Source organism: Paenibacillus sp. GCM10023252 (assembly GCF_042653305.1).
Taxonomy (GTDB): domain Bacteria; phylum Bacillota; class Bacilli; order Paenibacillales; family Paenibacillaceae; genus Pristimantibacillus.
In genome coordinates, this window is the sequence record NZ_JBHSHW010000025.1 from 32,662 (window position 1) to 56,959 (window position 24,298).

Genomic DNA, 24,298 nt, shown 5'->3' on the forward strand with positions numbered 1-24,298 from the left:
AATCGAGAGGAGACATATTCATGGCAAGAGAGTTCTCCTTGAATAATACGCGTAACATCGGGATTATGGCGCATATTGACGCTGGTAAAACCACAACAACTGAACGGATTCTGTTCTACACGGGCCGTACCCACAAGATCGGTGAAGTGCACGAAGGTGCAGCAACGATGGACTGGATGGAACAAGAACAAGAGCGCGGCATCACGATTACGTCTGCCGCGACAACCGCTCAATGGGATGGACACCGCATTAATATTATCGACACCCCGGGACACGTTGACTTCACTGTTGAAGTTGAACGTTCCCTGCGCGTATTGGACGGGGCCGTTGGGGTTTTCAGTGCAAAAGAGGGCGTTGAGCCACAATCTGAAACCGTATGGCGTCAAGCTGACCGTTACGGCGTTCCACGGATCGCCTACATCAATAAGATGGACATTATCGGCGCAGACTTCCTTAATGTTATTAAGGACATGCGTGAGCGTCTTCAAGCAAATGCTGTCGCAATTCAACTTCCTATCGGCGCCGAGGCGGATTTCCTCGGAGTAATCGATATCGTTGAACGCGTTGCATATAAGTACAAAGACGATCTAGGGAAAGATCCTGAGAAGGTTGAAATCCCTGCTGAGTACGCAGACAAAGTGGAAGAGCTTCGTCTGGAATTGATCGAGAAGGTAGCAGAGCTGGATGAAGAATTAACAATGAAGTACCTGGAAGGTGAAGAAATCACTGTACCAGAACTGAAGGCTGCACTCCGTAAGGGTGTATGCGAAGTTAAGATCTTCCCGGTAATCGCTGGTTCTTCTTACCGTAACAAAGGCGTTCAAATGATGTTGGATGCTGTTGTAGACTACTTGCCGTCCCCGCTTGATGTACCAGCTATCAAAGGTACACTTGAAGATGGTGAGGAAGCTGTTCGTCAATCTTCGGATTCCGAGCCGTTCGCAGCACTTGCATTCAAGATTATGACGGATCCTTATGTTGGTAAGCTGACGTTCTTCCGTGTATACTCTGGCGTCCTGAAATCCGGTTCGTATGTTCTTAATGCAACTAAGAACAAACGTGAGCGGATTGGCCGGATTCTGCAGATGCATGCGAACAGCCGTCAAGAGATCTCCGAAGTATACTCTGGTGATATCGCAGCTGCCGTAGGTCTTAAGGACACCATTACAGGTGATACTCTGTGTGACGAGAAGAGCCCGATTGTACTTGAATCGATGAACTTCCCTGAGCCAGTTATCTCTGTAGCGATTGAGCCTAAGACTAAGGCTGACCAAGATAAGCTTGGTATCGCGATCTCCAAGCTTGCTGAAGAAGATCCAACCTTCCGCGCACATACAGATGAGGAGACGAACCAGACGATTATCTCTGGTATGGGTGAGCTTCACCTTGAGATCCTCGTTGACCGTATGTTCCGCGAATTCAAAGTAGAGACGAATGTTGGTAAGCCTCAAGTAGCTTACCGTGAGACATTCCGTGAAGCGGCGAAGGTAGAAGGTAAGTTCGTTCGTCAATCCGGTGGTAAAGGTCAATACGGTCATTGTTGGGTTGAGTTCTCCCCTCTTGAACCAGGTACTGGCTTCATCTTCGAGAACAAAACTGTGGGTGGTTCGATTCCTCGTGAATTCATCGGCCCAATCCAAGCTGGTATTGAAGAGTCCATGAAGAACGGCGTTATTGCTGGCTTCCCGCTCGTAGATGTCAAGGCGGTTGTTGTAGACGGATCCTATCATGATGTTGACTCCTCCGAGATGGCGTTCAAGGTCGCTGGTTCGATGGCGCTTAAGGCTGCCAAGGACAAGTGTAAGCCAGTCTTGCTTGAGCCAATCATGAAGGTTGAAGTTACAGTTCCTGAAGAGTACATGGGCGACGTTATGGGTATGCTTAACTCCCGTCGTGGTCGTATCGAAGGTATGGATACTCGTGCAGGTGCACAAATTATCCGTGCTAAGGTACCTCTCGCTGAGATGTTCGGTTACTCCACAACTCTTCGTTCCGGTACGCAAGGACGCGGTGTATTCTCCATGGAGCTTGCTCACTATGAAGAAGTACCACGTTCGATCTCCGAAGAGATCATTGCTAAGAGCAAAGCTGAGTAGTCAGCGAAGCTTCATAGCGAACTAGGTTTACAAGGCCGTCCTGCAGCTGGCATCCAGTTGCCATGCACGGCCTACACATACAAATCTATTGAGAAATTAAGGAGGCTACATTCAATGGCTAAGGCTAAATTTGAACGTAATAAACCGCACGTTAATATCGGTACAATTGGTCACGTCGACCACGGTAAAACGACTTTGACGGCAGCTATCACTACTGTTCTCTCCAAAAAATACGGTGGTGCAGCAATCGCTTTCGACCAAATCGATAAAGCTCCAGAAGAGCGCGAGCGTGGTATCACAATCTCCACTGCACACGTTGAGTACGAAACACCTTCACGTCACTACGCACATGTTGACTGCCCAGGTCACGCCGACTATGTTAAAAACATGATCACTGGTGCTGCTCAAATGGACGGAGCGATCCTGGTTGTATCCGCAGCTGACGGCCCTATGCCGCAAACTCGCGAGCACATCCTGCTCTCCAAGCAAGTAGGCGTACCTTACATCGTTGTATTCCTGAACAAATGCGACATGGTTGAAGACGAAGAGCTTCTTGAGCTTGTTGAGATGGAAGTTCGCGACCTTCTCTCCGAGTATGAGTTCCCAGGCGACGACACTCCAATCATCCGTGGTGCAGCTCGTGAAGCACTTCAAAATCCAGAAGGTCCTTGGGCTGACAAGATTATTGAACTGTTCGAGCAAGTTGACACTTACATCCCGACTCCTGAGCGCGATGTAGCTAAGCCTTTCCTTATGCCGGTTGAGGATGTCTTCACAATCACAGGTCGTGGTACAGTTGCTACTGGCCGTGTAGAGCGTGGAGTTATCAAAGTGGGCGACGAGATCGAAATTATCGGTCTGCAAGAAGAGTCCCGCAAATCCGTTGTTACAGGTGTTGAAATGTTCCGTAAATTGCTTGACTCCGCTCAAGCAGGGGACAACGTTGGCGCACTGCTTCGTGGTGTAGACCGTAAAGACATCGAGCGTGGACAAGTATTGGCTAAGCCGGGTTCCGTTAAGCCACACACGAACTTCACTGCTCAAATCTACGTTCTTACTAAAGAAGAGGGTGGCCGTCACAAGCCTTTCTTCACTGGATACCGTCCACAGTTCTACTTCCGTACAACTGACGTAACGGGTATCATCAACCTTCCAGAAGGTACTGAAATGGTTATGCCAGGCGACAACATCACTGTAACGGTTGAGCTGATCGCTCCAATCGCTGTCGAAGAGGGAACTCGTTTCTCCATTCGTGAAGGCGGCCGTACAGTAGGTGCAGGCGCGGTAGCAACTATTCAAAAATAATACGAAGCGGCTTATGCCGCTTCCTAGCAAGAGCCCTCACCTCGGTGAGGGTTTTTTGTTTCTTCTATATAAATAGATGAACGAGCGGCCGGCTGGCTGCGACTAACACTAATTCCCTCTATTATATAGCGAACGAAACCGATATAATGAGTTCTATTGGTGCCGGCGAGTAGAGATAACTTATGCCGGACTTTTGTTATCACGGGAGTCAACATGATATCGATATTGGACTGGTTTAAAGCTTCTGAAAAGTTTATTCACAAACATTAAACTTTTAGTTGCATTTGCCCGCCCATTTCGATATAATATTGACTGTTGGTCTGCGACGTTGCGTTGATGTGAGAGGTTGCCGACACACCCGGCCCCTTTGCCATGGGGCATGTGCCGGGTTTTCTCACGGAGTATGTCCGATAACTAATTGGGCGATAGAAGGAGGGACTTATATGGCAAAGCAAAAGATTCGTATTCGCTTGAAAGCATACGATCACAGAATTCTTGATCAATCTGCAGAGAAAATTGTTGAAACTGCAAAACGTTCCGGTGCAGGCGTATCCGGGCCGATTCCGTTACCAACGGAAAAGCAAATCATCACCATTCTCCGTGCGGTTCATAAGTACAAGGATTCTCGGGAACAGTTCGAAATGCGTACACACAAGCGCTTGATCGACATTGTAAACCCAACGCCGCAAACGGTTGATGCGCTGATGCGTCTGGATCTGCCATCCGGTGTAGATATCGAAATCAAGCTGTAAATTTTATTATTCTAGCATGCGATTATAGAAAGGGAATGAGGTGTCAACATGAAAGGTATCTTAGGGAAAAAGCTAGGTATGACTCAAGTCTTCTCTGCTGATGGCAATGTAATTCCGGTTACTGTTATCGAAGCAGGTCCTTGTGTAGTGCTTCAGAAAAAAGACCAAGAAAACGATGGCTACGAAGCTGTACAACTTGGTTTCTCTGATAAGAAAGAGAGAAGAGCGATCAAGCCGGAAATCGGCCACGCTAAAAAAGCGGGATCGACTCCTAAGCGCTACGTTCGTGAATTCCGCGGTATTACACTCGGTGACTACGAGGTTGGCCAAGTAATTAAAGCTGACTTGTTCGCAGAGGGCGAATTCGTTGACGTAACAGGTATTTCAAAAGGTAAAGGATTCCAAGGTGTTATCAAGCGTTGGAACCAGAGCACAGGCCCTATGGCTCACGGCTCGCGTTACCACCGTGGACCAGGTTCCATGGGTTCAATCCAAGCTAACCGCGTACCGAAGGGCAAACGCCTTCCAGGTCACATGGGTAGCGAGACTGTTACGATTCAGAAGCTTGAGATCGTTCGTGTAGATACAGAGCGTAACGTATTGCTCGTTAAAGGCTCCGTACCAGGTCCGAAAAACTGCTTCGTTAAAGTAAAACAAACCGTTAAGAAATAATATTGTTAAAAGAAAGGAGGAACAGAAATGCCTAAAGTAGCAGTATTCAACGTGGGCGGCTCACAGGTGGGTGAAGTTGAACTATCCGAAACAGTATTCGGAATTCAGCCTAACACTCACGTTCTGCACAGTGCAGTAATTCTGCAGCAAGCAGCTCAGCGCCACGGTAACCATAAAACTAAAGGACGCTCCGAAGTACGCGGCGGCGGTCGTAAACCTTGGAAACAAAAAGGAACGGGCCGTGCACGTCAAGGTAGCATTCGCTCACCACAATGGGTAGGCGGCGGTACTGTATTCGGTCCGACTCCACGCTCATACGGCTTCAAACTTCCTAAGAAGGTTCGTCGTCTGGCGATTAAATCTGCTCTGTCATCCAAAGTGATTGATAACGAAATTATCGTTCTTGATCAATTGGCATTCGCAGCACCTAAAACAAAGGAATTCGCTTCAATCCTTAGCAACCTTAAGGTTGGCCGCAAAGCGCTTGTCGTAACGGCTAACTACGAAGATAACGTAGCATTGTCTGCACGTAACATCCCAGGAGTGAAGTTCGTCGCAGCTGACGGCATCAATGTTCTGGATGTCATGGTACATGACAAGCTGATTATCACGAAGGAAGCTGTAGAGAAAGTACAGGAGGTGCTTGCGTAATGAAAAACCCACGCGATATTATCAAGGCACCGGTTATCACTGAGCGTACGAGCGATTACATGGCTGAGAAGAAGTATGTCTTCGAAGTTGATCTTCGTTCGAACAAAACCGAAATCAAAAGTGCAATCGAGCAAATTTTCAAAGTGAAAGTAACGAGTGTTAATACAATGCGTGTTGCGGGTAAACCGAAACGCTATGGTAAACACAGCGGTTACCGTCCTGACTGGAAAAAAGCGATTGTTCAATTGAGCGCAGATAGCAAAGAGCTCGAGTTCTTCGAGACTGTATAATAAAAGCTTAGACATGCATCAAGTTTATAAGGAGGGAATCGAAAGTGCCTATTAAGAAGTACAAACCGACATCTCCGGCCCGCCGTGCCATGTCCGTCTCGACGTTTGAAGAGATCACGACAAGCACTCCGGAGAAATCGTTGCTTGCACCGCTTTTCAAAAAAGCTGGACGCAACAACCAAGGTAAAATTACGGTTCGCCACCACGGCGGCGGACACAAGCGTAAATACCGGATTATCGACTTCAAGCGTACGAAAGACGGCATCGTTGGTAACGTTGCTACGATTGAGTACGATCCGAACCGTACGTCGAACATCGCTTTGATCCATTATGTTGATGGTGAGAAGGCGTACATCCTAGCACCAAAAGGTCTGAAGGTTGGCGATCAGGTTGTATCTGGTCCTGGTTCAGATATCAAGATTGGTAACGCGCTTCCGCTTGAGAACATTCCAGTCGGTTCCGTTATCCACAACATTGAGATGAAGCCTGGCAAAGGCGGACAACTCGTTCGTGCTGCTGGTACTGAAGCTCAACTACTTGGTAAAGAAGATAACTATGCAGTTATCCGTCTTACTTCCGGTGAAGTTCGTCGCATTCTGAAGACTTGCCGCGCTACAATCGGTTCCGTTGGTAACGAGGATCACGAGCTCGTGAAAATCGGTAAAGCTGGACGTAACCGTTGGCTGGGCAAGCGTCCTGAAGTCCGCGGCGTAGTTATGAACCCGAACGATCACCCACACGGTGGTGGTGAAGGCCGTGCTCCAATCGGTCGTAAATCTCCGATGTCTCCATGGGGTAAGCCAACTCTTGGTTACAAAACTCGGAAGAAGAAAAAAGCATCAAGCCAATATATTATTCGTCGTCGCACGAAGTAATAATCGCTTGATTCGAACGGCGTGAATCAGAATGTTGCTTCTATGCCCTTTCTGATTCCTATACGCTTGAAACTCGCTATGCTGGGTGAAGGGAGGATTTCACATGGGTCGCAGTTTGAAGAAAGGTCCATTCATTGATGGATACTTGCTTAAGAAGGTTGAAGATCTGAACGTGGACAACAAGAAGGTTGTTATCAAAACTTGGTCCCGTCGCTCCACTATTTTCCCGCAATTCATCGGTCACACTTTTGCTGTCTATGATGGCAAGAAGCACGTACCTGTCTATGTAACGGAAGATATGGTTGGACATAAGCTCGGCGAATTCGCACCGACGCGTACGTACAAAGGTCATTCCGACGATGATAAAAAAACGGGCAGACGTTAATTCGTAAGCTCATAACTAACTTAATCGTGTGAGAGGAGGTTGAGCACATGCCAGAAGCTAAAGCGCATGCTAACTTTATCCGTATTGCTCCTCGCAAAGCGAAGCTGGTTGTGGATCTAATCCGCGGCAAGCAAGTAGGCGAAGCAATTGCTATTCTGCGTCATACGCCGAAATCTGCTTCTCCAATCGTAGAGAAGCTGTTGAACTCTGCTATTGCTAATGCAGAGCATAATTATCAACTGGATGTTAACAAGCTTGTTATCTCACAAGTATTCGTTAACCAAGGTCCAACGATGAAACGGTTCCGTCCACGTGCGATGGGTCGCGCAAGCAGAATTAACAAGAGAACTAGCCACATTACTTTGGTGGTATCTGAGAAATAAGGGAGGGATAACGTGTGGGTCAAAAGGTAAATCCAGTCGGACTTCGTGTAGGAATCATCCGTGACTGGGAATCCAAATGGTATGCCGGCAAAGACTTTGGCGATCTTCTTCTAGAAGACGTTAAAATCCGTGAGTATCTGAAAAACAAGCTGAAAGATGCAGCAGTATCCCACATCGAGATCGAGCGTGCAGCTAACCGCGTGAACGTAACGATCCAAACCGCTAAGCCAGGTATGGTTATTGGTAAAGGCGGATCCGAAGTAGAGAACCTGCGTACTCAACTTGGCAAGATTACGAATGGCAAGAAAGTACACATCAACATCTCTGAAATCAAACAAGCTGATCTGGATGCCATTCTAGTGGCTGAAAGCATCGCTCAACAATTAGAGCGTCGTGTATCATTCCGTCGCGCACTAAAACAAGCTATTCAACGTTCGATGCGTGCAGGAGCTAAAGGGATCAAGACCGCAGTAAGCGGACGTCTCGGCGGCGCAGAAATCGCACGTTCGGAAGGCTACAGCGAAGGTACAGTTCCACTTCATACCCTGCGTGCTGATATCGACTACGGTACAGCTGAAGCACATACGACTTACGGTCGTATCGGTGTGAAAGTATGGATCTACCGCGGTGAAGTCCTTCCTACGAAGAAGAAAGCTCCCCAGGAAGGAGGCAACTAATCATGTTGGTACCTAAACGCGTCAAACACCGCAAACAACAACGCGGTCACATGAAAGGCCGTGCTAAAGGCGGCACTACTGTAGCATTCGGCGAATTCGGCCTCCAAGCTGTTGAACCGGCATGGATTACGAACCGTCAGATCGAAGCAGCTCGTATTGCAATGACACGTTACATCAAGCGTGGCGGTAAAGTATGGATTAAGATCTTCCCTGCTAAGCCTATCACTCAGAAGCCTCTAGAAGTGCGGATGGGTAGCGGTAAAGGTAACGTTGAGAAGTGGGTTGCCGTTGTTAAACCAGGTAAAATTCTGTTCGAACTTGCTGGCGTTTCAGAAGAAACAGCACGCGAAGCAATGCGCCTTGCTGCCCACAAGCTTCCTATCAAGACGAAGTTTGTGAAACGCGAAGAAGTGGGTGGTGAAGTAAATGAAGGCTAATGAATTTCGTAACCTAACCTCTGCTGAGCTTGAACAAAAGGTTGCTGGTTTCAAAGAAGAGCTTTTCAACCTTCGTTTTCAATTGGCTACTGGCCAACTAGATAACCCGACACGTATTCGTGATGTTCGTAAGGACATAGCTCGTGCAAAAACTGTTCTGCGCCAAAGAGAGCTCGGCATCAGCAGCTAATAGATAAGCATGGAGTTGTCCTTACTATATAGCGGATACAGGAAGGAGGAAGAACATGAGCGAACGTAATGCCCGCAAAGTTCAAGTCGGTCGAGTAGTTAGTGACAAGATGGATAAGACGATCGTGGTTGCTGTAGAAACTTACAAGAAGCATGATCTATACCATAAACGTATTAAGTACACGAAGAAATTCAAGGCCCATGATGAGAACAATCAAGCAAAAATCGGTGATATGGTGAAAATCATGGAAACTCGTCCACTGTCCAAAGACAAGCGCTTCAGACTTGTAGAAGTTGTAGAAGTTGCTGTTGTTCTGTAAGTGCGATTAGAGTAACTAAGCATTTTCCCGAAAGGAGGACGTTGAAATGATTCAACCATTTACTCGCTTAGCTGTTGCTGACAACTCTGGCGCGAAGGAACTGATGTGTATTCGTGTTCTGGGCGGTACTGGACGTCGTGTTGGTCACATCGGTGATCTAATCGTGTGCTCTGTGAAACAAGCAACACCCGGTGGCGTTGTCAAAAAAGGTGATGTAGTTAAAGCGGTAATCGTTCGTACGAAGCGTTCTGTTCGTCGTAAAGACGGTTCATATATCGCGTTCGACGAGAATGCAGCAGTAATCGTAAAAGAAGATAAGAGCCCGCGCGGCACACGGATCTTCGGACCTGTTGCTCGTGAGCTTCGTGATAAAGACTTCATGAAGATCGTATCGCTAGCTCCAGAAGTAATCTAATAAGTCAGGCTAAGCTTGATTAACAAGCATGCAGGAGGTGTAACTCGTGCCAAGATTGAAGAAAATCCTTGAATCCCACAACAATAAATTGCATGTGAAAAAAGATGACAATGTCATCGTAATCACAGGTAAAGATAAAGGGAAGAAAGGCCGTGTAATCGCTGCGTATCCACGTGAGAATCGTGTACTCGTAGAAGGTGTTAACATTGTTAAGAAGCATACTCGTCCATCCCAAGCTAATCCACAGGGCGGTATCATCGAGCAAGAAGCGCCGATTCACGTGTCTAATGTTATGCACATTGATCCTAAGAGCGGTTCAGTAACTCGCATCGGATACAAAGTGCTTGATAACGGCAAGAAAGTTCGGATCGCTAAGAAATCCGGAGAAGTCATCGACTAATCTTTACTGTAGGAAGGAGGTCCATAGAACATGGCTGCAAGATTAAAAGATCGTTACTTGAATGAGATCACACCTGCTCTGATGCAGAAGTTCAACTATACAACTGTGATGCAAGTACCTAAAGTTGAGAAGATCGTTATCAACATGGGTGTTGGTGAGGCTGTCTCTAACTCTAAGATTCTTGATGTTGCTGTTGAAGAGCTTCGTCTAATCTCTGGTCAAAAGCCAGTAATCACAAAAGCTAAGAAATCCATCGCTGGATTCAAATTGCGTGAGAACATGCCAATCGGGGTTAAAGTAACACTTCGCGGTGAGCGTATGTACTACTTCCTTGATAAGCTGTTCAACATCTCTCTCCCGCGTGTACGTGACTTCCGCGGTATATCGAACAAAGCATTCGACGGTCGTGGGAACTACACGCTTGGCTTGAAAGAGCAGCTGATCTTCCCAGAGATCGAGTATGACAAGGTCGATAAAGTACGCGGTATGGACATCGTCATCGTCACGACGGCAAAAACGGACGAAGAATCTCGTGAGCTGCTTACCCAAATGGGCATGCCGTTCGCGAAGTAATCCACTTCTAGGAGGTGTAATACCCAGTGGCAAAAACTTCGATGATAGTGAAGCAACAACGCACACCTAAGTTCAAAGTCCGCGCTTATACGCGCTGTGAGCGTTGCGGCCGTCCGCATTCTGTTTTGCAAAAGTTCAAAATTTGCCGGATTTGTTTCCGTGAGTTAGCATACAAGGGCCAGATTCCTGGCGTTAAAAAAGCAAGCTGGTAATCAGCCTAGTTCGGGAAGGAGGTTAACACAATGGTTATGTCTGATCCGATTGCAGATATGCTGACGCGCATTCGTAATGCGAATGTAGTGCGTCATGAAACCGTGGAAATGCCCGCTTCGAAAGCAAAGAAGCAAATCGCAGAGATTCTTAAGCGCGAGGGCTTTATCCGCGATGCTGAGTATATCGAGGACAACAAACAAGGGATTATCCGTATTTTCTTGAAATACGGCCCGAACCAAGAGCGCGTAATTACTGGTCTGAAGCGTATCTCCAAGCCAGGTCTGCGTGTATACACAAAATCGACTGAAGTCCCTCGTGTTCTGGGCGGCCTAGGAATTGCTATCATTTCCACGTCCAAAGGGATTATGACCGATAAAGAAGCTCGTCAAGTGAAATCAGGCGGCGAAGTCGTCTGCTACGTGTGGTAAGAAACAAGTCATAAAGACAGGAGGTGTAACAATGTCCCGTATTGGTCGCAAACTGATCCAAGTGCCTGCTGGCGTATCTGTAAACTTGGATAACAGCGTAATTACAGTTAAAGGACCGAAAGGATCGCTTACTCGTACCCTTCACAAAGATATGATCGTGAATGTACAAGAGAACGAAATCCAAGTAGATCGTCCTTCCGATAATAAACTGCACCGTTCCCTTCATGGAACGACTCGCAGCGTAATCGCGAACATGGTGAGCGGGGTAACTGAAGGCTTCTCCAAAAACTTGGAGCTTGTAGGCGTAGGTTACCGTGCTAACAAAACAGGTGATAAAATCGTACTGAACGTAGGTTACTCTCACCCAGTGGAGATTGTTCCCGATCAAGGTATTGAATTCGAAGTCCCTGCTAACACCAAGATTACCGTTCGCGGTATCGACAAAGAGCTAGTTGGCGCAACTGCTGCCAAAATCCGCTCCGTACGTGAGCCTGAGCCTTACAAAGGTAAAGGTATCAAGTATGAAGGCGAACGCATCATCCGTAAAGAAGGTAAAGCCGGTAAGAAGAAATAAGCCACTTTATCGTGAGCTTACAATAGCGGCATAAGGTTAAGGGAAAGGAGGACACAAAAGCATGATTACGAAAGGCGACAAAAACAAAGCGCGTCTGAAAAGACACCTTCGTGTTCGTAAAAAAATCAACGGAACAGCTGCACGTCCGCGTCTGTCTGTATTCCGTTCCTCCAAGCATATGTACGCGCAAATCATCGACGATGTGCAAGGCGTAACAGTAGCATCTGCATCCACTGTGGACAAAGAGCTTGCTGAAGCGATCGGCAACGGCGGCAACGTCGAAGCAGCACGCAAAGTCGGAGAACTGATTGCGAAACGCGCTCAAGAGAAAGGCGTTAAAGACGTCGTATTTGATCGCGGTGGTTACTTGTATCACGGCAGAATTCAAGCCCTTGCAGACGCAGCTCGCGAAGCTGGTCTTGAATTCTAATCGACTTTATTTATAAGGAGGTTAAACGACTTGCGTGTAGATCCGAATACGTTAGAACTGACTGAAAAAGTTGTCCATATCAACCGCGTATCTAAAGTTGTAAAAGGCGGACGCCGTTTCAGCTTTAGCGCACTAGTAGTTGTCGGTGACGGCAAAGGCTACGTAGGCGCAGGGATCGGTAAAGCTTCTGAAGTACCTGATGCAATCCGCAAAGGTATCGAAGATGCTAAGAAAAACCTGATCCATGTACCTCTAGTGAACACTACGATTCCTCACCTTGTCATCGGACATTTCGGTGCAGGAGAAGTTCTTCTGAAGCCAGCTTCCGAAGGTACTGGAGTTATCGCAGGCGGCCCGGTTCGTGCAGTTCTTGAACTTGCTGGCGTCGGCGACATTTTGACAAAATCTCTTGGTTCTTCCAACTCCATGAACATGGTTAACGCTACGCTTGAAGGACTATCCCGTCTGAAGCGTGCGGAAGATGTTGCGAAGTTGCGTGGAAAAACCGTACAAGAGCTTTTAGGTTAAGGAGGGGAATACGATGGCAAAATTGCAAATCACCCTCGTTCGCAGTTTGATCGGCCGTAACGAGAAGCAGCGCGCAACGGTTCAAGCACTAGGCCTTCGCAAGCTTCACACTTCGGTTGTTCAGAACGACAACCCGGCCATTCGCGGCATGATTACTCATGTCAGCCACTTGGTTAAAGTTGAAGAGGTATAAGATAAAACCTTAAGACACAATTATTAAGGAGGTGTACGAACGATGAAATTGCATGAACTCAAACCTGCTCCGGGTTCGACGAAGGTACGTAAACGTATCGGTCGCGGTATTGGTTCCGGTACGGGTAAGACTTCCGGTCGCGGTCACAAGGGTCAAAATGCTCGTTCTGGCGGCGGTGTCCGTCCAGGCTTCGAGGGTGGTCAGAATCCTTTGTATCGTCGTGTACCGAAGCGCGGCTTCAACAACCGCTTCCGTAAAGAGTACGCCGTTGTGAATATTGAAGAGCTTAACAGCTTTGCTGCAGGAACCGAAGTCACGCCAGAAGTTCTACTTGAGCAGGGAATCGTCAAAAATTCTCTGGCAGGCATTAAGATCTTGGGTAACGGGGAAATCACGGTTTCACTTTCTGTAAAAGCAAACAAGTTCTCTCAATCTGCGGTAGAGAAAATCCAGGCTGCCGGTGGTAAAACCGAGGTGATCTAATTGTTCAAGACCTTGTCCAACATATGGAAGGTAGAAGATCTTCGCAAGAGGATCCTCTTCACTCTATTCATCTTGCTCATTTACCGTATCGGTTCCTTCATACCGGTGCCAGGTGTCAATAAAGAAGTATTCAAACAAGTTGATCAAGCTGGAACGGAATTGTTCGGCTTGCTCAACACGTTCTCTGGCGGCGCGTTGTTCCAATTCTCCATCTTCGCAATCGGTATTACACCTTATATTACAGCTTCGATTATCGTACAGCTGTTAACGATGGATGTTATTCCGAAGTTCGCGGAATGGGCGAAGGAAGGCGAGAACGGCAAGCGCAAGCTGGCGCAGATCACTCGCTATGGAACAATTATTCTAGGTCTGGTACAAGGTTTTGCAACAGCAATCGGCTTCAACCGCTCATACGGCAATGAGATGATTGTAGGAGCTACCTTCGTAGATTACCTGGTTATCGCCGTTATTCTAACCGCAGGTACAGCATTCCTCATGTGGTTAGGGGAACAGATAACGGAGAGAGGCATCGGCAATGGAATCTCGATTCTAATCTTCGCAGCCATCGCTGCTGGATTGCCGGGTCACATTCGTACGATCTACACCGACCAATTCGTTGGCACGGAGCAGATCTTCTGGGGCATTGCTAAGATTGTAGCGATCGTTGCGGTGGTTATAGCCGTTATCGTACTCGTTATCTTCGTTCAGCAAGGGATTCGTAAGATTCCGGTTCAATACGCGAAGCGTGTTGTTGGCCGGAAGATGTACGGCGGACAGTCGACGCACATTCCGCTGAAGGTGAACGGAGCAGGTGTTATTCCGGTTATCTTCGCAGTGTCGCTCATTATGTTCCCGATTACGATTGCTCAGTTCTGGGCAGGCAAGGATTGGGCAGACTGGATTATTAGCAATCTATACTATGACAAGCCGCTTGGTATGGTCTTGTATGTATTGTTAATCATCGGGTTCACCTTCTTCTATACCTTCGTCCAGATCAATCCCGTACAAATGGCAGATCAGATGAAGAAGAACGGCGGATATATCCCAGGCATTCGCCCGGGCAAGCCAACGTCTTCCTACCTTACTCGTGTCATGTCCCGTATTACACTATCAGGCGCAATCTTCCTAGCGTTCATCTCTGTACTACCGGTAGCACTTGGTGCTCTGGCAGGCTTACCGAGAACCGTACAGCTAGGCGGAACGTCGCTGCTGATTGTGGTCGGGGTTGCCCTTGATACGATGAAGCAGATTGAGAGCCAGTTGATCAAACGCCATTACAAAGGGTTTATCAATAAATAACATTAGGTTCTGACCGGGCCTCTAGGCATCGCAAGGTGCTTAAGAGCCCGACAGGGGCCTATTGTGCTTAAAGCGAGGAACACAGAATGAACATTCTATTCATGGGTCCTCCGGGAGCCGGTAAAGGAACGCAAGCTGAACGCATCGTTGCGGAATTCGGTATACCACACATCTCAACTGGTGATGCATTCCGTCTTGCTATGAAGCAAGGAACACCGCTTGGCCTCAAAGCGAAGGAGTATGTCGATCAAGGCTTGCTCGTTCCTGATGAGATTACGAACGGAATCGTACGTGAACGTCTACTCGTAGATGATTGTAATAAAGGGTTCTTGCTCGATGGATTCCCTCGTACGCTGCAGCAAGCTGAAGCGCTTGATGGCATGCTTACGGAGATGAATCGCAGCATTGACCATGTTGTGAACTTGACAGTAGATCGTGGATTGCTGCTTGCCCGTCTGACGGGTAGACGCATCTGTAAAGCATGCGGCTCTACGTATCACGTGATGTTCAATCCACCGAAGCAAGATGGCACTTGTGATAAGTGCGGCGGTGAATTGTATCAGCGTTCTGATGATACGGAAGAGAAGGTTGGCACACGATTAGATGAGTATATCTCCAAAACTGCGCCGCTGCTTAACTACTACAGTGGTAAAGGCCTCCTTCGAGAAGTCGATGGAGAGAAGGAAATCGATGCGGTTACAGCTGACATTGCTTCCTATTTGAGAGGTTCACTGTAATGATTATTTGCAAGTCCGAAGCAGAACTTCAGTTGATGAGGGAAGCTGGACGTATTGTAGCGGAGACGCACCGGTTAATGGCACAGTCAGTTGCACCAGGCATCACGACTCGTGAGCTTGATCAGATTGCGGATAAGTACATTCGAAGCCAAGGTGCTATTCCATCTTTTAAAGGTTACAATGGTTTTCCTTCCAGCATATGCGCTTCTGTGAATGACGAGCTCGTGCATGGGTTTCCTGGATCTCGCAAGCTGAATGAAGGCGATATAATAAGCATTGACATTGGGGCTCAGTACGAAGGGTTCCACGGGGATTCGGCCTGGACCTACGGGGTTGGGAAGATATCCGATGAGGCTCAGCGCTTGCTGGACGTTACCGAGCGGTCTCTGTACGCAGGACTAGAGCTCGTTAAGCCTGATGTCAGATTGTTTACGATATCGCATGCCATTCAGACCGTGATTGAAGAAGCTGGATTCTCCGTCGTTCGGGAGTATGTAGGTCATGGAATTGGTGCCGATCTTCATGAAGAGCCCCAGATTCCGAACTACGGCCCTGCAGATCGAGGTCCGCGTCTGAAGCCGGGTATGGTGCTTGCTATAGAGCCTATGGTTAACATCGGTGAACGGTATGTCCGGACGCTTGAAGATAACTGGACGGTTGTAACAGTAGACGGTACATGGTGTGCTCACTTCGAGCATACGGTTGCCGTAACGGAGAACGGGTACGAGATCTTGACACTGCAGAAGCCACAGCAATGATGGATCTGCAGCCGCAAGTTGGTCGACTCATCAAGGTTCTGCGAGGCAAGGACGAAGGCAGCTATGCTGTCATCATTGGATTGGTAGACGAACGCTTTGTCCTAATCGCCGATGGCGACAAGCGAAGATTCGATACACCTAAGAAGAAGAATGTCCTTCACCTCGAGCTACAGACGGCCATCAGCAGCGAAGTAACAAGCAGCATCCAAGAAGCCGGCCGAGTAACCAATGCCAAGTTACGTTATGTAATTCAGAAGTATGCGCAAGCGAGAGGAGAATGACGGTGGCCAAGGAAGACGTCATTGAGGTCGAAGGTACGGTCATTGAACCGTTGCCGAACGCAATGTTCAAGGTAGAGCTGGAGAACGGTCATCAGATCCTAGCACATGTATCCGGTAAGCTCAGAATGCACTTTATTCGTATTCTGACAGGAGACAAAGTGGTTATTCAGTTATCTCCTTATGATTTATCAAGAGGTCGCATCACCTATCGGAAGTAAGCTTATCGCTTAGGACCGAAAGATCCGGGAGGTAATCACAATGAAGGTTAGACCTTCGGTTAAGCCGATCTGCGAGAAATGCAAAGTCATTCGTCGTAGAGGCAACGTTATGGTGATTTGTGAAAATCCGAAACACAAACAAAAACAAGGATAAAGGAGGGTTAACGACATATGGCACGTATAGCTGGTGTAGACTTACCGCGTGATAAGCGCGTTGTTATTGCCCTGACGTACATTTTCGGGATTGGTAAAACTACTTCCCAGAAAATTCTAAGCACGACTGGAGTAAGCGAAGATACTCGTGTTCGTGATCTTACTGAAGATGAATTAGGCCGCCTGCGCGAAGCGATTGATAAATCGGTTAAAGTGGAAGGCGATCTGCGTCGCGAAATTTCTCTCAACATCAAACGTTTGATTGAAATTGGTTGCTATCGTGGTGTCCGTCATCGTCGCGGCTTGCCGGTTCGCGGTCAACGCACGAAGACGAATGCTCGTACCCGCAAAGGTCCTCGTCGGACTGTAGCTAACAAGAAGAAATAAGGGGGGATAAAGGACAATGGCTAAACCTAAAAAAGTTGTTCGTACGAAACGTCGCGATCGGAAAAATATTGAGACTGGCGTAGCGCACATCCGCTCGACATTCAACAATACAATCGTAACGATCACTGACCCGCACGGGAATGCAATCTCTTGGGCAAGCTCTGGTAACCTTGGATTCAAAGGTTCCCGTAAGAGCACGCCGTTCGCAGCTCAAATGGCAGCAGAATCTGCAGCTAAAGCAGCGATGGAGCATGGCATGAGAACAGTCGAAGTTATGGTTAAAGGTCCAGGCGCAGGCCGTGAAGCGGCAATTCGTTCACTGCAAGCAGCAGGCCTTGAAGTTAACCTGATTAAAGACGTAACGCCGGTCCCGCATAATGGATGCCGTCCGCCGAAACGTCGTCGCGTATAGTTCGTTCGCAGTGGTATCAAATAACAACAACTTGTGAATAATGGTTGTGAAGGTTTGGCATACTACGTGATTTGACCGATAATACGGGTTGTAACGGAGCGACGTTTGAAGGAGGGTACTATTAGTGATTGAGATCGAAAAGCCGAAAATTGAAACCGTAGATTTGAATGAAGAAGGAACTTACGGACGATTCATCGTAGAGCCGCTGGAACGCGGATATGGCACAACGCTTGGGAATTCGCTGCGCCGAATTCTATTGTCGTCATTGCCAGGTGCAGCAGTCACCTCGGTTCAGATCGATGGAGTGCTTCATGAGTTCTCTACGGTTCCTGGAGTGATTGAGGATGTTACCGAGATCATTCTGAACCTGAAAGGCCTGTCGCTCAAGATCCACTCCGACGAAGAGAAGGTGTTGGAAATTGACGCAGAGGGCGAAGGGAACGTTACGGCGGGCGACATTCGCGCAGACAGCGATGTTGAAATACTAAGCCCTGATCTTCACATCGCAACCTTGGCCTCCGGCGCACGGCTCCATATGCGGGTATTCGCCAATCGGGGACGCGGCTACGTGCAAGCGGACCGCAACAAGAAGGACGATCAACCGATTGGTGTTATTCCCGTTGATTCGATTTACACGCCAATCACTCGTGTCAATTACAGCGTTGAGAATACACGCGTTGGCCAGGTAACTAACTACGACAAATTAACTCTTGAAGTATGGACCGATGGCAGTATTCGCCCTGAAGAGGCTGTAAGCCTCGGCGCTAAAATTTTGACCGAGCACTTGGACTTGTTCGTTGGATTGACCGATGAAGCCAAAGACGCGGAAATCATGGTCGAGAAGGAAGAAGACAAGAAAGAAAAAGTTCTAGAGATGACTATCGAGGAACTGGATCTTTCCGTACGTTCTTACAACTGCTTGAAGCGTGCTGGCATTAACACCGTTCAAGAGCTGATTACGAAATCCGAAGAGGATATGATGAAGGTCCGTAACCTGGGCCGTAAATCCCTCGAAGAAGTTCAAGAGAAGCTGGAAGAGCTGGGCTTAGGCCTGCGCATGGAAGAGTAGAGACCGACAGCTTGAGAAATTAATATCTGTCACTTGGCAGGTATTATAGAAGGAGGGGAAATTCAATGGCATATTCCAAATTGGGCCGTGACGCTAGCTCACGTAAAGCTTTGTTCCGTGACCTCGTTACTGACCTTTTCCTGTATGAGCGCATTCAGACTACTGAAGCAAAAGCGAAAGAAGTTCGTTCGATCGCTGAAAAGCTAATCACGAAAGCGAAGAAGGGTGACCTTCACGCGCGTCGTCAAGTGGCTGCTTACGTTCGTCGTGAATCTATCGATGGACAGCAAGATGCAATCCAAAAACTGTTCTCTGAACTAGCTACTCGCTACTCGGAGCGTGCAGGTGGTTACACTCGCATCCTGAAGCTGGGACCCCGCCGTGGCGATGCAGCGCCTATGGTATTCTTGGAACTAGTGGATCGCGGTTAATAAGGAAGGGTGGACCCTTGAGGCCACCTTTTTTTATTGCACATCTTACCTAGACTATCAGGGCAATGGCCGGGCGGGGCTGCGTAGAGGTGTGGGGCGTGAGCCTGCTGTTCCAGTCGAGTTACTAGGATTATATCTGATGGATATAACTCGACTGAAAAGGCAGGACGTAAACTCTCACACTCCCACACCCTACTCCGCTCCCAACCCGTCCATCTCCCCTCAAGGGTAAAATCACCTCTTTCAGGGCAATGGCCGGGCGGGGCTGCGTAGAGGTGTGGGGCGTGAGCCTGCTGTTCCAGTCGAGTTACTAGGATTATATCTGATGGATATAACTCGACTGAAAAGGCAGGACGTAAACTCTCACACTCCCACACCCTACTCCGCTCCCAACCCGTCCATCTCCCCTCAAGGGTGAAATCACCTCTTTCAGGGCAATGGCCGGGCGGGGCTGCGTAGAGGTATGGGGCGTGAGCCTGCTGTTCCAGTCGAGTTACTAGGATTATATCTGATGGATATAACTCGACTGAAAAGGCAGGACGTAAACTCTCACCACCCCACACCCTACTCCGCTCCCAACCCGTCCATCTCCCCTCAAGGGTGATGTAGGGAGCAGGGGCTGGCAGGCGGCTAATCCGCGCCTGCTGCCCCGACAACCTGTGTTATAACGCGCCTAGCGGCCTTTAAAGCCATTAAACCTTTATAGTAACTAGGTTAATGGTTAACGGGTTGGTTGCGGCTGCTAAGCCCTTGGGTAACTAGACACCTCTAACTGGGAGCGCCTCCTGCCGCAGGCAGGATATTAGCGGGCATTGCTCAGTCAGAACAAGAGCGTTCTGACGTGGCAGGCACGCCAGTTGGCGGGTTCCAAGGGCAGCTGCCCTGGGGTCCCCCTTATGAAGGGGGATTTAGGGGGATAGTGCCTTGGTTGCGGCTGCTAAGCCCTTGGGTAACTAGACACCTCTAACTGGGAGCGCCTCCTGCCGCAGGCAGGATAATAGCGGGCAATGCACAGTCAGAACAAGATTGTTCTGACGTGGCAGGCACGCCAATTGGCGGGTTCCAAGGGCAGCTGCCCTGGGGTCCCCCTTATGAAGGGGGATTTAGGGGGATGGGCAAGAGAGGGTTACAAGGGCGGAGCCCTAAGCTCTATGGAGTCGAAGGGCGAAGCCCTTAGTCGCTATCGGGTCGCAAGGGCGAAGCCCTGAGCATCGTCCACGGGTATAAGGGCAGCGCCCTAATAGTCCCTTAGTTTAAGGGAAGGAGGGTTGTGTATGCGTAATGTTGCGATAATCGTCAGCTACGACGGCCGCGAATTCAATGGGTTCCAGTCTCAGCCTTATGGACGAACCGTCCAGGTAGAGATTGAGACTGCGCTTCAGAAGCTGACCGGCGAGGATATCCTGCTTATCGGCTCTGGCCGGACGGATGCGGGGGTTCATGCGCGCGGTCAGGTGTGTAATTTTCATACGGAGTCTTCGATCCCTGCTGAGCGATGGGCAATTGCGCTGAATACGAGGCTGCCTAAGGATATTGTTGTTCTAGAGGCTCATGAGGTCTCGCTGGACTTCCATTCCAGGCGCTCGGCGAAGCGCAAGACGTACCGGTACTCCATCGATCTCGCTAAGTTCCCTGATGTGTTCTATCGCCATTATGCCTATCATCATCCAACTCCTCTTAATGTTCAGGCGATGCTTGAGGGATTGCGTCTGCTCGTAGGGGAGCACGACTTCACGTCCTTCACTTCGATCCATTCGACGAAGCCTCATCATATTAGAACCATCTATGACGTCCAGATGAGGCAAGAGGGCAGCATTCTTCATACCTTCATTACGGGCAACGGGTTCTTATACAATATGGTAAGGGTCATTATGGGCACGCTGCTGTGGGTCGGACAAGGCAAGCTGGCGCCTTCGGAGATGACACGTATACTCCAGGGACGGAAGCGGTCGCTGGCTGGGCCAACGGCAATGCCGCATGCTCTTATGCTGTGGGAAGTGGAATATGCAGAGCTGCAACAAAGTTTGTGAATTCATGTATATTCCATTCGAATAATGGGTTGATTTAGCCCGCTCGATGTAGTAATATATAACTTGTGCTTTCTTAGTGGCTATCCCACAGCCCCGACTAGGAATTCACAAACTTGGCGAATACGAATAACTATTGAAATGAAATACAACACACGGAAACGTTGTTATATTAAATGAGAACTTGTAAAGAGAACTAAAGGAGGAACATCCATGCGTACCACCTATATGGCTAAGCCTAGCGAAGTTGAACGCAAATGGTTCATCATTGATGCTGAAGGCAAAACGCTCGGCCGTCTGGCTAGCGAAGTTGCAAGCCTGATTCGCGGCAAGCACAAACCACAATTCACTCCGCACGTTGATACTGGCGACTTCGTTGTCGTAATCAACTCCGAGAAGATTGTACTTACTGGTAAGAAGATGTCTGACAAAATGTACTACCGTCACTCGATGTACCAAGGCGGACTGAAAGTTACTCCGGCCCAAGTCATGATCGACAAAACTCCTGAGCGCGTGATCGAGCTTGCTGTACACGGCATGCTTCCGAAAACTCGTCAAGGCGACAGAATGAAGCTAAGACTTAAAGCTTACGCTGGTACGGCTCATCCGCATCAAGCACAAAATCCAGAAGTTTACGAACTTCGCGGGTAATTAAAGGGAGGACAGTTTCATGGCTCAAGTACAATACTATGGAACCGGTCGTCGTAAACACTCTGTTGCACGCGTACGTCTCGTGCCGGGTGAAGGACGCATCGTTATCAATAAGCGTGATCTTGACGAGTATTTCGGTCTAGAAACGTTGAAGCTGATTGTTAAGCAACCACTTGTACTTACTGACACAGTAGGTAAATATGATGTTCTGGTTATCGCTCACGGCGGCGGAATGTCTGGCCAAGCTGGTGCTATCCGTCACGGGATCTCCCGTGCACTACTGAAGGTTGACGGCGAGACTCGCCCAGCGCTTAAGCGTGCTGGCTTCCTCACTCGTGACCCTCGTATGAAGGAACGTAAGAAGTACGGCCTAAAGGCTGCACGTCGCGCTCCACAGTTCTCCAAGCGTTAATATGCCTACATCGATACCTTTCCTGGTTACAGGAAAGGTATTTTTTCATATAATGGGCACAAACAATTCATTGAACAAAATACCGTTAAGCCGTATAATCTTAATTAATACTTATCATTTTACTAGGAATTAATAACGGAGGGGCATCACATGAACTTATTTGAGAAAGAAGCGCTAGTGAAGCAGAAAGCAGAAGAGCTTGAGAATGCAACGCCGCAAGAGATTATCGCCTATGCGGTAGAAGCATTTCCGAATATGACTTTTGCTTGCAGCTTTGGAGCCGAGGATGTTGTACTCGTTGACATGCTGCAGAAGATTAGCCCGACCACGGATATTTTCTATCTGGACACGGACTTCCATTTCAAAGAGACGTATGAGACTCGTGACCGCCTAATAGAGCGTTACCCAGGCATTCCATTCGTCGAAGTGAAGCCGGAGATTACACCTGAGGAGCAGGCTGCTGCACATGGGGAGGAGCTATGGAAGAGCAACCCGAATGCATGCTGCAACATCCGTAAGGTAGAGCCGCTCACGAGAATCCTGTCCAAGTATGATGCATGGATTACAGGCATCAGACGTGATCAGGCGCCAACGAGGGCGAATGCGAAGAAGGTTGAATACGATACGAAGTTCGGTCTCATCAAGTTCAACCCGATTGCCAGCTGGACGAATGAGGATGTGTGGAATTACATCCGTGACAATGATGTCATCTACAACCCGCTTCATGATCAGAACTACCCAAGTATCGGCTGTGAGCAATGCACACGTCAGGTTATGCCAGGTGAAGATCCGCGTGCCGGACGCTGGGCAGAATCTGAGAAGACAGAATGCGGACTTCATAAATAATTCATAAGCGATTCATTAGCATAAGATTCTAGGAGGCAATGACTGATAATGAGTACTATTCAACCTCATGGCGGCGTTCTGGTTAACCGGGTCGCAGCTGGAACTGAGCGGGACACGCTGATAAGTGAAGCAGCCAGCCTGCAGCAGATAATAATTAACACATGGACCATCTCGGATCTAGATCTAATTGGTGTAGGTGCCTTCTCTCCGCTGACTGGATTCCTTAATGAAGAGGATTACCGCTCTGTAGTCGACAACATGCGTCTTGCAGATGGGACGGTATGGAGCATTCCAGTGACCTTATCGGTAGATGAAGCTACAGCCGCGAAGCTAACACGTGGACAGCGTGCAGCGCTTGTGGGTGAAGATGGCATACTGTACGGAACGATTGATATTAATAGTATATACGAAGCGGATCAGAAGCATGAGGCGGTTCAAGTATTCAAGACTGATGATCTGGAGCATCCAGGTGTTCAGAAGCTTCTTGCTCGCCCGTCCACTTATATCGGCGGAGCCATTACGGTGCTTAACCGCCCTCAGCCGGAGAAGTTCCAAGAGTTCTACTTCGATCCTTCAGAGACTCGCCGGATGTTCGCAGAGAAGGGGTGGAAGACCGTTGTAGGCTTCCAGACACGCAACCCTGTTCATCGTGCGCATGAGTACATTCAGAAGACAGCTATGGAGATTGTAGATGCGCTGTTCCTGAATCCGTTAGTCGGCGAGACGAAGTCCGACGATGTGCCGGCGAACGTTCGAATGAAGAGCTACTTGGCGCTTCTTGACAACTATTACCCTGCAGACCGAGTCTTCCTAGGGGTGTTCCCGGCAGCTATGCGTTATGCTGGTCCTCGCGAAGCGATTTTCCACGCGATTGTTCGGAAGAACTATGGCTGCACGCACTTCATTGTCGGCCGTGACCATGCGGGAGTAGGCGACTACTACGGCACCTATGAAGCCCAAGATCTGCTGCGTTCCATCCCGGCTGAAGATCTTGGCATCACACCGCTATACTTCGAGCACAGCTTCTTCTGTCAGAAGTGCGGCAATATGGCCACGACGAAGACTTGCCCTCATGACAAGTCCGAGCATCTGACCTTGTCCGGTACGAAGGTTCGCGCACTGCTTCGTGACGGCATATGCCCGCCACCAGAGTTCTCCCGTCCTGAGGTAGCTAAGATTCTAATCGAAGGCATGTCGGAGCAGCCAGTAGGCTAGACCAGATTGCTCTAAGCTCTAGATGAGTAGAGTAACGTATTCTCTTAATCCAATCTAACGTAACATAATCAACCACCTCGTCCCATAAGATGATACAGAGTACAGGCTTATCCCATGATCAGCTCCGATTATG

The 24,298-nt window shown here is 48.5% G+C and carries 38 protein-coding genes; all 38 read left to right on the plus strand.

Annotated elements, in window-relative coordinates; genetic code table 11:
• The first annotated feature begins 20 nt into the window (after nucleotides 1-20).
• The 38 genes from fusA to sat all read left to right on the plus strand — a co-directional run bounded on the left by fusA (nucleotide 21) and on the right by sat (nucleotide 24,165).
• A complete protein-coding gene (gene fusA, locus ACFO9Q_RS14925) occupies nucleotides 21-2,096 on the plus strand; it encodes an elongation factor G (RefSeq protein WP_379183402.1) in 2,076 nt (691 codons plus the stop codon).
• 114 nt (nucleotides 2,097-2,210) lie between these two features.
• On the plus strand, nucleotides 2,211-3,401 hold the full coding sequence (gene tuf / locus ACFO9Q_RS14930; RefSeq protein WP_379183404.1) for an elongation factor Tu: 1,191 nt from the start codon (nucleotides 2,211-2,213) through the stop codon (nucleotides 3,399-3,401).
• A gap of 443 nt (nucleotides 3,402-3,844) precedes the next feature.
• Entirely contained in the window at nucleotides 3,845-4,153 is a 309-nt protein-coding gene (gene rpsJ / locus ACFO9Q_RS14935) for a 30S ribosomal protein S10 (RefSeq protein ID WP_005544556.1), read from the plus strand.
• A 48-nt stretch (nucleotides 4,154-4,201) separates the two neighbouring features.
• Nucleotides 4,202-4,825: a 50S ribosomal protein L3 gene (gene rplC, locus ACFO9Q_RS14940; protein WP_379183406.1), complete on the plus strand. Its 624-nt coding sequence runs from the start codon at nucleotides 4,202-4,204 to the stop codon at nucleotides 4,823-4,825.
• A gap of 27 nt (nucleotides 4,826-4,852) precedes the next feature.
• Nucleotides 4,853-5,476: a 50S ribosomal protein L4 gene (gene rplD / locus ACFO9Q_RS14945; RefSeq protein WP_379183408.1), complete on the plus strand. Its 624-nt coding sequence runs from the start codon at nucleotides 4,853-4,855 to the stop codon at nucleotides 5,474-5,476.
• Nucleotides 5,476-5,766 carry a 50S ribosomal protein L23 gene (rplW, locus tag ACFO9Q_RS14950; protein WP_379183410.1) on the plus strand — a complete coding sequence of 97 codons (291 nt, stop codon included), beginning with the start codon at nucleotides 5,476-5,478 and terminating at the stop codon, nucleotides 5,764-5,766. Before rplD ends, rplW begins: the two co-directional genes overlap by 1 nt.
• Nucleotides 5,767-5,810: 44 nt before the next feature.
• Entirely contained in the window at nucleotides 5,811-6,641 is an 831-nt protein-coding gene (gene rplB / locus ACFO9Q_RS14955) for a 50S ribosomal protein L2 (RefSeq protein ID WP_379183412.1), read from the plus strand.
• Nucleotides 6,642-6,744: 103 nt separating this feature from the next.
• Nucleotides 6,745-7,026 (plus strand): 30S ribosomal protein S19, encoded by a 282-nt coding sequence (gene rpsS, locus ACFO9Q_RS14960; protein WP_379183414.1) that lies wholly within the window; start codon nucleotides 6,745-6,747, stop codon nucleotides 7,024-7,026.
• 47 nt (nucleotides 7,027-7,073) lie between these two features.
• Nucleotides 7,074-7,409 (plus strand): 50S ribosomal protein L22, encoded by a 336-nt coding sequence (gene rplV / locus ACFO9Q_RS14965; RefSeq protein ID WP_379183416.1) that lies wholly within the window; start codon nucleotides 7,074-7,076, stop codon nucleotides 7,407-7,409.
• Between the two features lie 14 nt (nucleotides 7,410-7,423).
• Complete coding sequence (rpsC, locus tag ACFO9Q_RS14970) at nucleotides 7,424-8,086, plus strand: 30S ribosomal protein S3 (RefSeq protein ID WP_379183418.1); 663 nt, start codon at nucleotides 7,424-7,426, stop codon at nucleotides 8,084-8,086.
• 2 nt (nucleotides 8,087-8,088) lie between these two features.
• Nucleotides 8,089-8,523, plus strand: a complete 435-nt coding sequence (gene rplP, locus ACFO9Q_RS14975; RefSeq protein WP_379183420.1) for a 50S ribosomal protein L16 — start codon at nucleotides 8,089-8,091, stop codon at nucleotides 8,521-8,523.
• Nucleotides 8,513-8,713, plus strand: a complete 201-nt coding sequence (rpmC, locus tag ACFO9Q_RS14980; protein WP_379183422.1) for a 50S ribosomal protein L29 — start codon at nucleotides 8,513-8,515, stop codon at nucleotides 8,711-8,713. Before rplP ends, rpmC begins: the two co-directional genes overlap by 11 nt.
• A gap of 55 nt (nucleotides 8,714-8,768) precedes the next feature.
• Nucleotides 8,769-9,032 carry a 30S ribosomal protein S17 gene (rpsQ, locus tag ACFO9Q_RS14985; protein WP_379183424.1) on the plus strand — a complete coding sequence of 88 codons (264 nt, stop codon included), beginning with the start codon at nucleotides 8,769-8,771 and terminating at the stop codon, nucleotides 9,030-9,032.
• 46 nt (nucleotides 9,033-9,078) lie between these two features.
• Nucleotides 9,079-9,447, plus strand: a complete 369-nt coding sequence (rplN, locus tag ACFO9Q_RS14990; protein ID WP_188531391.1) for a 50S ribosomal protein L14 — start codon at nucleotides 9,079-9,081, stop codon at nucleotides 9,445-9,447.
• Nucleotides 9,448-9,493: 46 nt separating this feature from the next.
• Nucleotides 9,494-9,847 carry a 50S ribosomal protein L24 gene (rplX, locus tag ACFO9Q_RS14995; RefSeq protein ID WP_379183428.1) on the plus strand — a complete coding sequence of 118 codons (354 nt, stop codon included), beginning with the start codon at nucleotides 9,494-9,496 and terminating at the stop codon, nucleotides 9,845-9,847.
• 30 nt (nucleotides 9,848-9,877) lie between these two features.
• On the plus strand, nucleotides 9,878-10,420 hold the full coding sequence (gene rplE / locus ACFO9Q_RS15000; protein ID WP_379183431.1) for a 50S ribosomal protein L5: 543 nt from the start codon (nucleotides 9,878-9,880) through the stop codon (nucleotides 10,418-10,420).
• A 26-nt stretch (nucleotides 10,421-10,446) separates the two neighbouring features.
• Complete coding sequence (locus ACFO9Q_RS15005) at nucleotides 10,447-10,632, plus strand: type Z 30S ribosomal protein S14 (protein ID WP_379183433.1); 186 nt, start codon at nucleotides 10,447-10,449, stop codon at nucleotides 10,630-10,632.
• Between the two features lie 30 nt (nucleotides 10,633-10,662).
• Complete coding sequence (gene rpsH / locus ACFO9Q_RS15010; RefSeq protein ID WP_379183435.1) at nucleotides 10,663-11,061, plus strand: 30S ribosomal protein S8; 399 nt, start codon at nucleotides 10,663-10,665, stop codon at nucleotides 11,059-11,061.
• Nucleotides 11,062-11,092: 31 nt separating this feature from the next.
• Complete coding sequence (gene rplF, locus ACFO9Q_RS15015; protein WP_379183437.1) at nucleotides 11,093-11,635, plus strand: 50S ribosomal protein L6; 543 nt, start codon at nucleotides 11,093-11,095, stop codon at nucleotides 11,633-11,635.
• 61 nt (nucleotides 11,636-11,696) lie between these two features.
• The gene (gene rplR / locus ACFO9Q_RS15020) at nucleotides 11,697-12,065 is read left to right on the plus strand and encodes a 50S ribosomal protein L18 (protein WP_379183439.1); all 369 of its coding nucleotides are present in this window, start codon (nucleotides 11,697-11,699) and stop codon (nucleotides 12,063-12,065) included.
• Between the two features lie 30 nt (nucleotides 12,066-12,095).
• Entirely contained in the window at nucleotides 12,096-12,593 is a 498-nt protein-coding gene (gene rpsE, locus ACFO9Q_RS15025; protein WP_379183441.1) for a 30S ribosomal protein S5, read from the plus strand.
• A 13-nt stretch (nucleotides 12,594-12,606) separates the two neighbouring features.
• Nucleotides 12,607-12,786 carry a 50S ribosomal protein L30 gene (gene rpmD / locus ACFO9Q_RS15030; RefSeq protein WP_379183443.1) on the plus strand — a complete coding sequence of 60 codons (180 nt, stop codon included), beginning with the start codon at nucleotides 12,607-12,609 and terminating at the stop codon, nucleotides 12,784-12,786.
• 42 nt (nucleotides 12,787-12,828) lie between these two features.
• Entirely contained in the window at nucleotides 12,829-13,269 is a 441-nt protein-coding gene (gene rplO, locus ACFO9Q_RS15035) for a 50S ribosomal protein L15 (RefSeq protein WP_379183445.1), read from the plus strand.
• Entirely contained in the window at nucleotides 13,270-14,568 is a 1,299-nt protein-coding gene (gene secY / locus ACFO9Q_RS15040; protein ID WP_379183447.1) for a preprotein translocase subunit SecY, read from the plus strand.
• Between the two features lie 86 nt (nucleotides 14,569-14,654).
• Entirely contained in the window at nucleotides 14,655-15,305 is a 651-nt protein-coding gene (locus tag ACFO9Q_RS15045; RefSeq protein ID WP_379183449.1) for an adenylate kinase, read from the plus strand.
• The gene (gene map, locus ACFO9Q_RS15050) at nucleotides 15,305-16,063 is read left to right on the plus strand and encodes a type I methionyl aminopeptidase (RefSeq protein ID WP_379183451.1); all 759 of its coding nucleotides are present in this window, start codon (nucleotides 15,305-15,307) and stop codon (nucleotides 16,061-16,063) included. Before ACFO9Q_RS15045 ends, map begins: the two co-directional genes overlap by 1 nt.
• On the plus strand, nucleotides 16,063-16,344 hold the full coding sequence (locus tag ACFO9Q_RS15055) for a hypothetical protein (RefSeq protein ID WP_379183487.1): 282 nt from the start codon (nucleotides 16,063-16,065) through the stop codon (nucleotides 16,342-16,344). Before map ends, ACFO9Q_RS15055 begins: the two co-directional genes overlap by 1 nt.
• Nucleotides 16,345-16,346: 2 nt before the next feature.
• Nucleotides 16,347-16,562 (plus strand): translation initiation factor IF-1, encoded by a 216-nt coding sequence (gene infA, locus ACFO9Q_RS15060; protein WP_015847200.1) that lies wholly within the window; start codon nucleotides 16,347-16,349, stop codon nucleotides 16,560-16,562.
• 40 nt (nucleotides 16,563-16,602) lie between these two features.
• Nucleotides 16,603-16,716, plus strand: a complete 114-nt coding sequence (gene rpmJ / locus ACFO9Q_RS15065; protein ID WP_122906754.1) for a 50S ribosomal protein L36 — start codon at nucleotides 16,603-16,605, stop codon at nucleotides 16,714-16,716.
• A 17-nt stretch (nucleotides 16,717-16,733) separates the two neighbouring features.
• Nucleotides 16,734-17,102, plus strand: a complete 369-nt coding sequence (gene rpsM, locus ACFO9Q_RS15070; RefSeq protein WP_379183454.1) for a 30S ribosomal protein S13 — start codon at nucleotides 16,734-16,736, stop codon at nucleotides 17,100-17,102.
• Between the two features lie 16 nt (nucleotides 17,103-17,118).
• Nucleotides 17,119-17,514, plus strand: coding sequence for a 30S ribosomal protein S11 (gene rpsK, locus ACFO9Q_RS15075; protein WP_313998767.1), 396 nt, complete (start codon nucleotides 17,119-17,121; stop codon nucleotides 17,512-17,514).
• Between the two features lie 124 nt (nucleotides 17,515-17,638).
• Nucleotides 17,639-18,583: a DNA-directed RNA polymerase subunit alpha gene (locus tag ACFO9Q_RS15080; protein WP_379183457.1), complete on the plus strand. Its 945-nt coding sequence runs from the start codon at nucleotides 17,639-17,641 to the stop codon at nucleotides 18,581-18,583.
• Nucleotides 18,584-18,648: 65 nt separating this feature from the next.
• A complete protein-coding gene (gene rplQ / locus ACFO9Q_RS15085) occupies nucleotides 18,649-19,014 on the plus strand; it encodes a 50S ribosomal protein L17 (protein WP_379183459.1) in 366 nt (121 codons plus the stop codon).
• Between the two features lie 1,274 nt (nucleotides 19,015-20,288).
• Complete coding sequence (gene truA / locus ACFO9Q_RS15090; protein ID WP_379183461.1) at nucleotides 20,289-21,044, plus strand: tRNA pseudouridine(38-40) synthase TruA; 756 nt, start codon at nucleotides 20,289-20,291, stop codon at nucleotides 21,042-21,044.
• Nucleotides 21,045-21,254: 210 nt separating this feature from the next.
• A complete protein-coding gene (gene rplM, locus ACFO9Q_RS15095) occupies nucleotides 21,255-21,692 on the plus strand; it encodes a 50S ribosomal protein L13 (RefSeq protein ID WP_379183463.1) in 438 nt (145 codons plus the stop codon).
• A 19-nt stretch (nucleotides 21,693-21,711) separates the two neighbouring features.
• Nucleotides 21,712-22,104 (plus strand): 30S ribosomal protein S9, encoded by a 393-nt coding sequence (gene rpsI / locus ACFO9Q_RS15100; protein ID WP_379183465.1) that lies wholly within the window; start codon nucleotides 21,712-21,714, stop codon nucleotides 22,102-22,104.
• A 150-nt stretch (nucleotides 22,105-22,254) separates the two neighbouring features.
• The gene (locus tag ACFO9Q_RS15105; RefSeq protein WP_379183467.1) at nucleotides 22,255-22,950 is read left to right on the plus strand and encodes a phosphoadenylyl-sulfate reductase; all 696 of its coding nucleotides are present in this window, start codon (nucleotides 22,255-22,257) and stop codon (nucleotides 22,948-22,950) included.
• Between the two features lie 48 nt (nucleotides 22,951-22,998).
• Nucleotides 22,999-24,165 carry a sulfate adenylyltransferase gene (gene sat / locus ACFO9Q_RS15110; protein ID WP_379183469.1) on the plus strand — a complete coding sequence of 389 codons (1,167 nt, stop codon included), beginning with the start codon at nucleotides 22,999-23,001 and terminating at the stop codon, nucleotides 24,163-24,165.
• The last annotated feature ends 133 nt before the right edge of the window (nucleotides 24,166-24,298 follow it).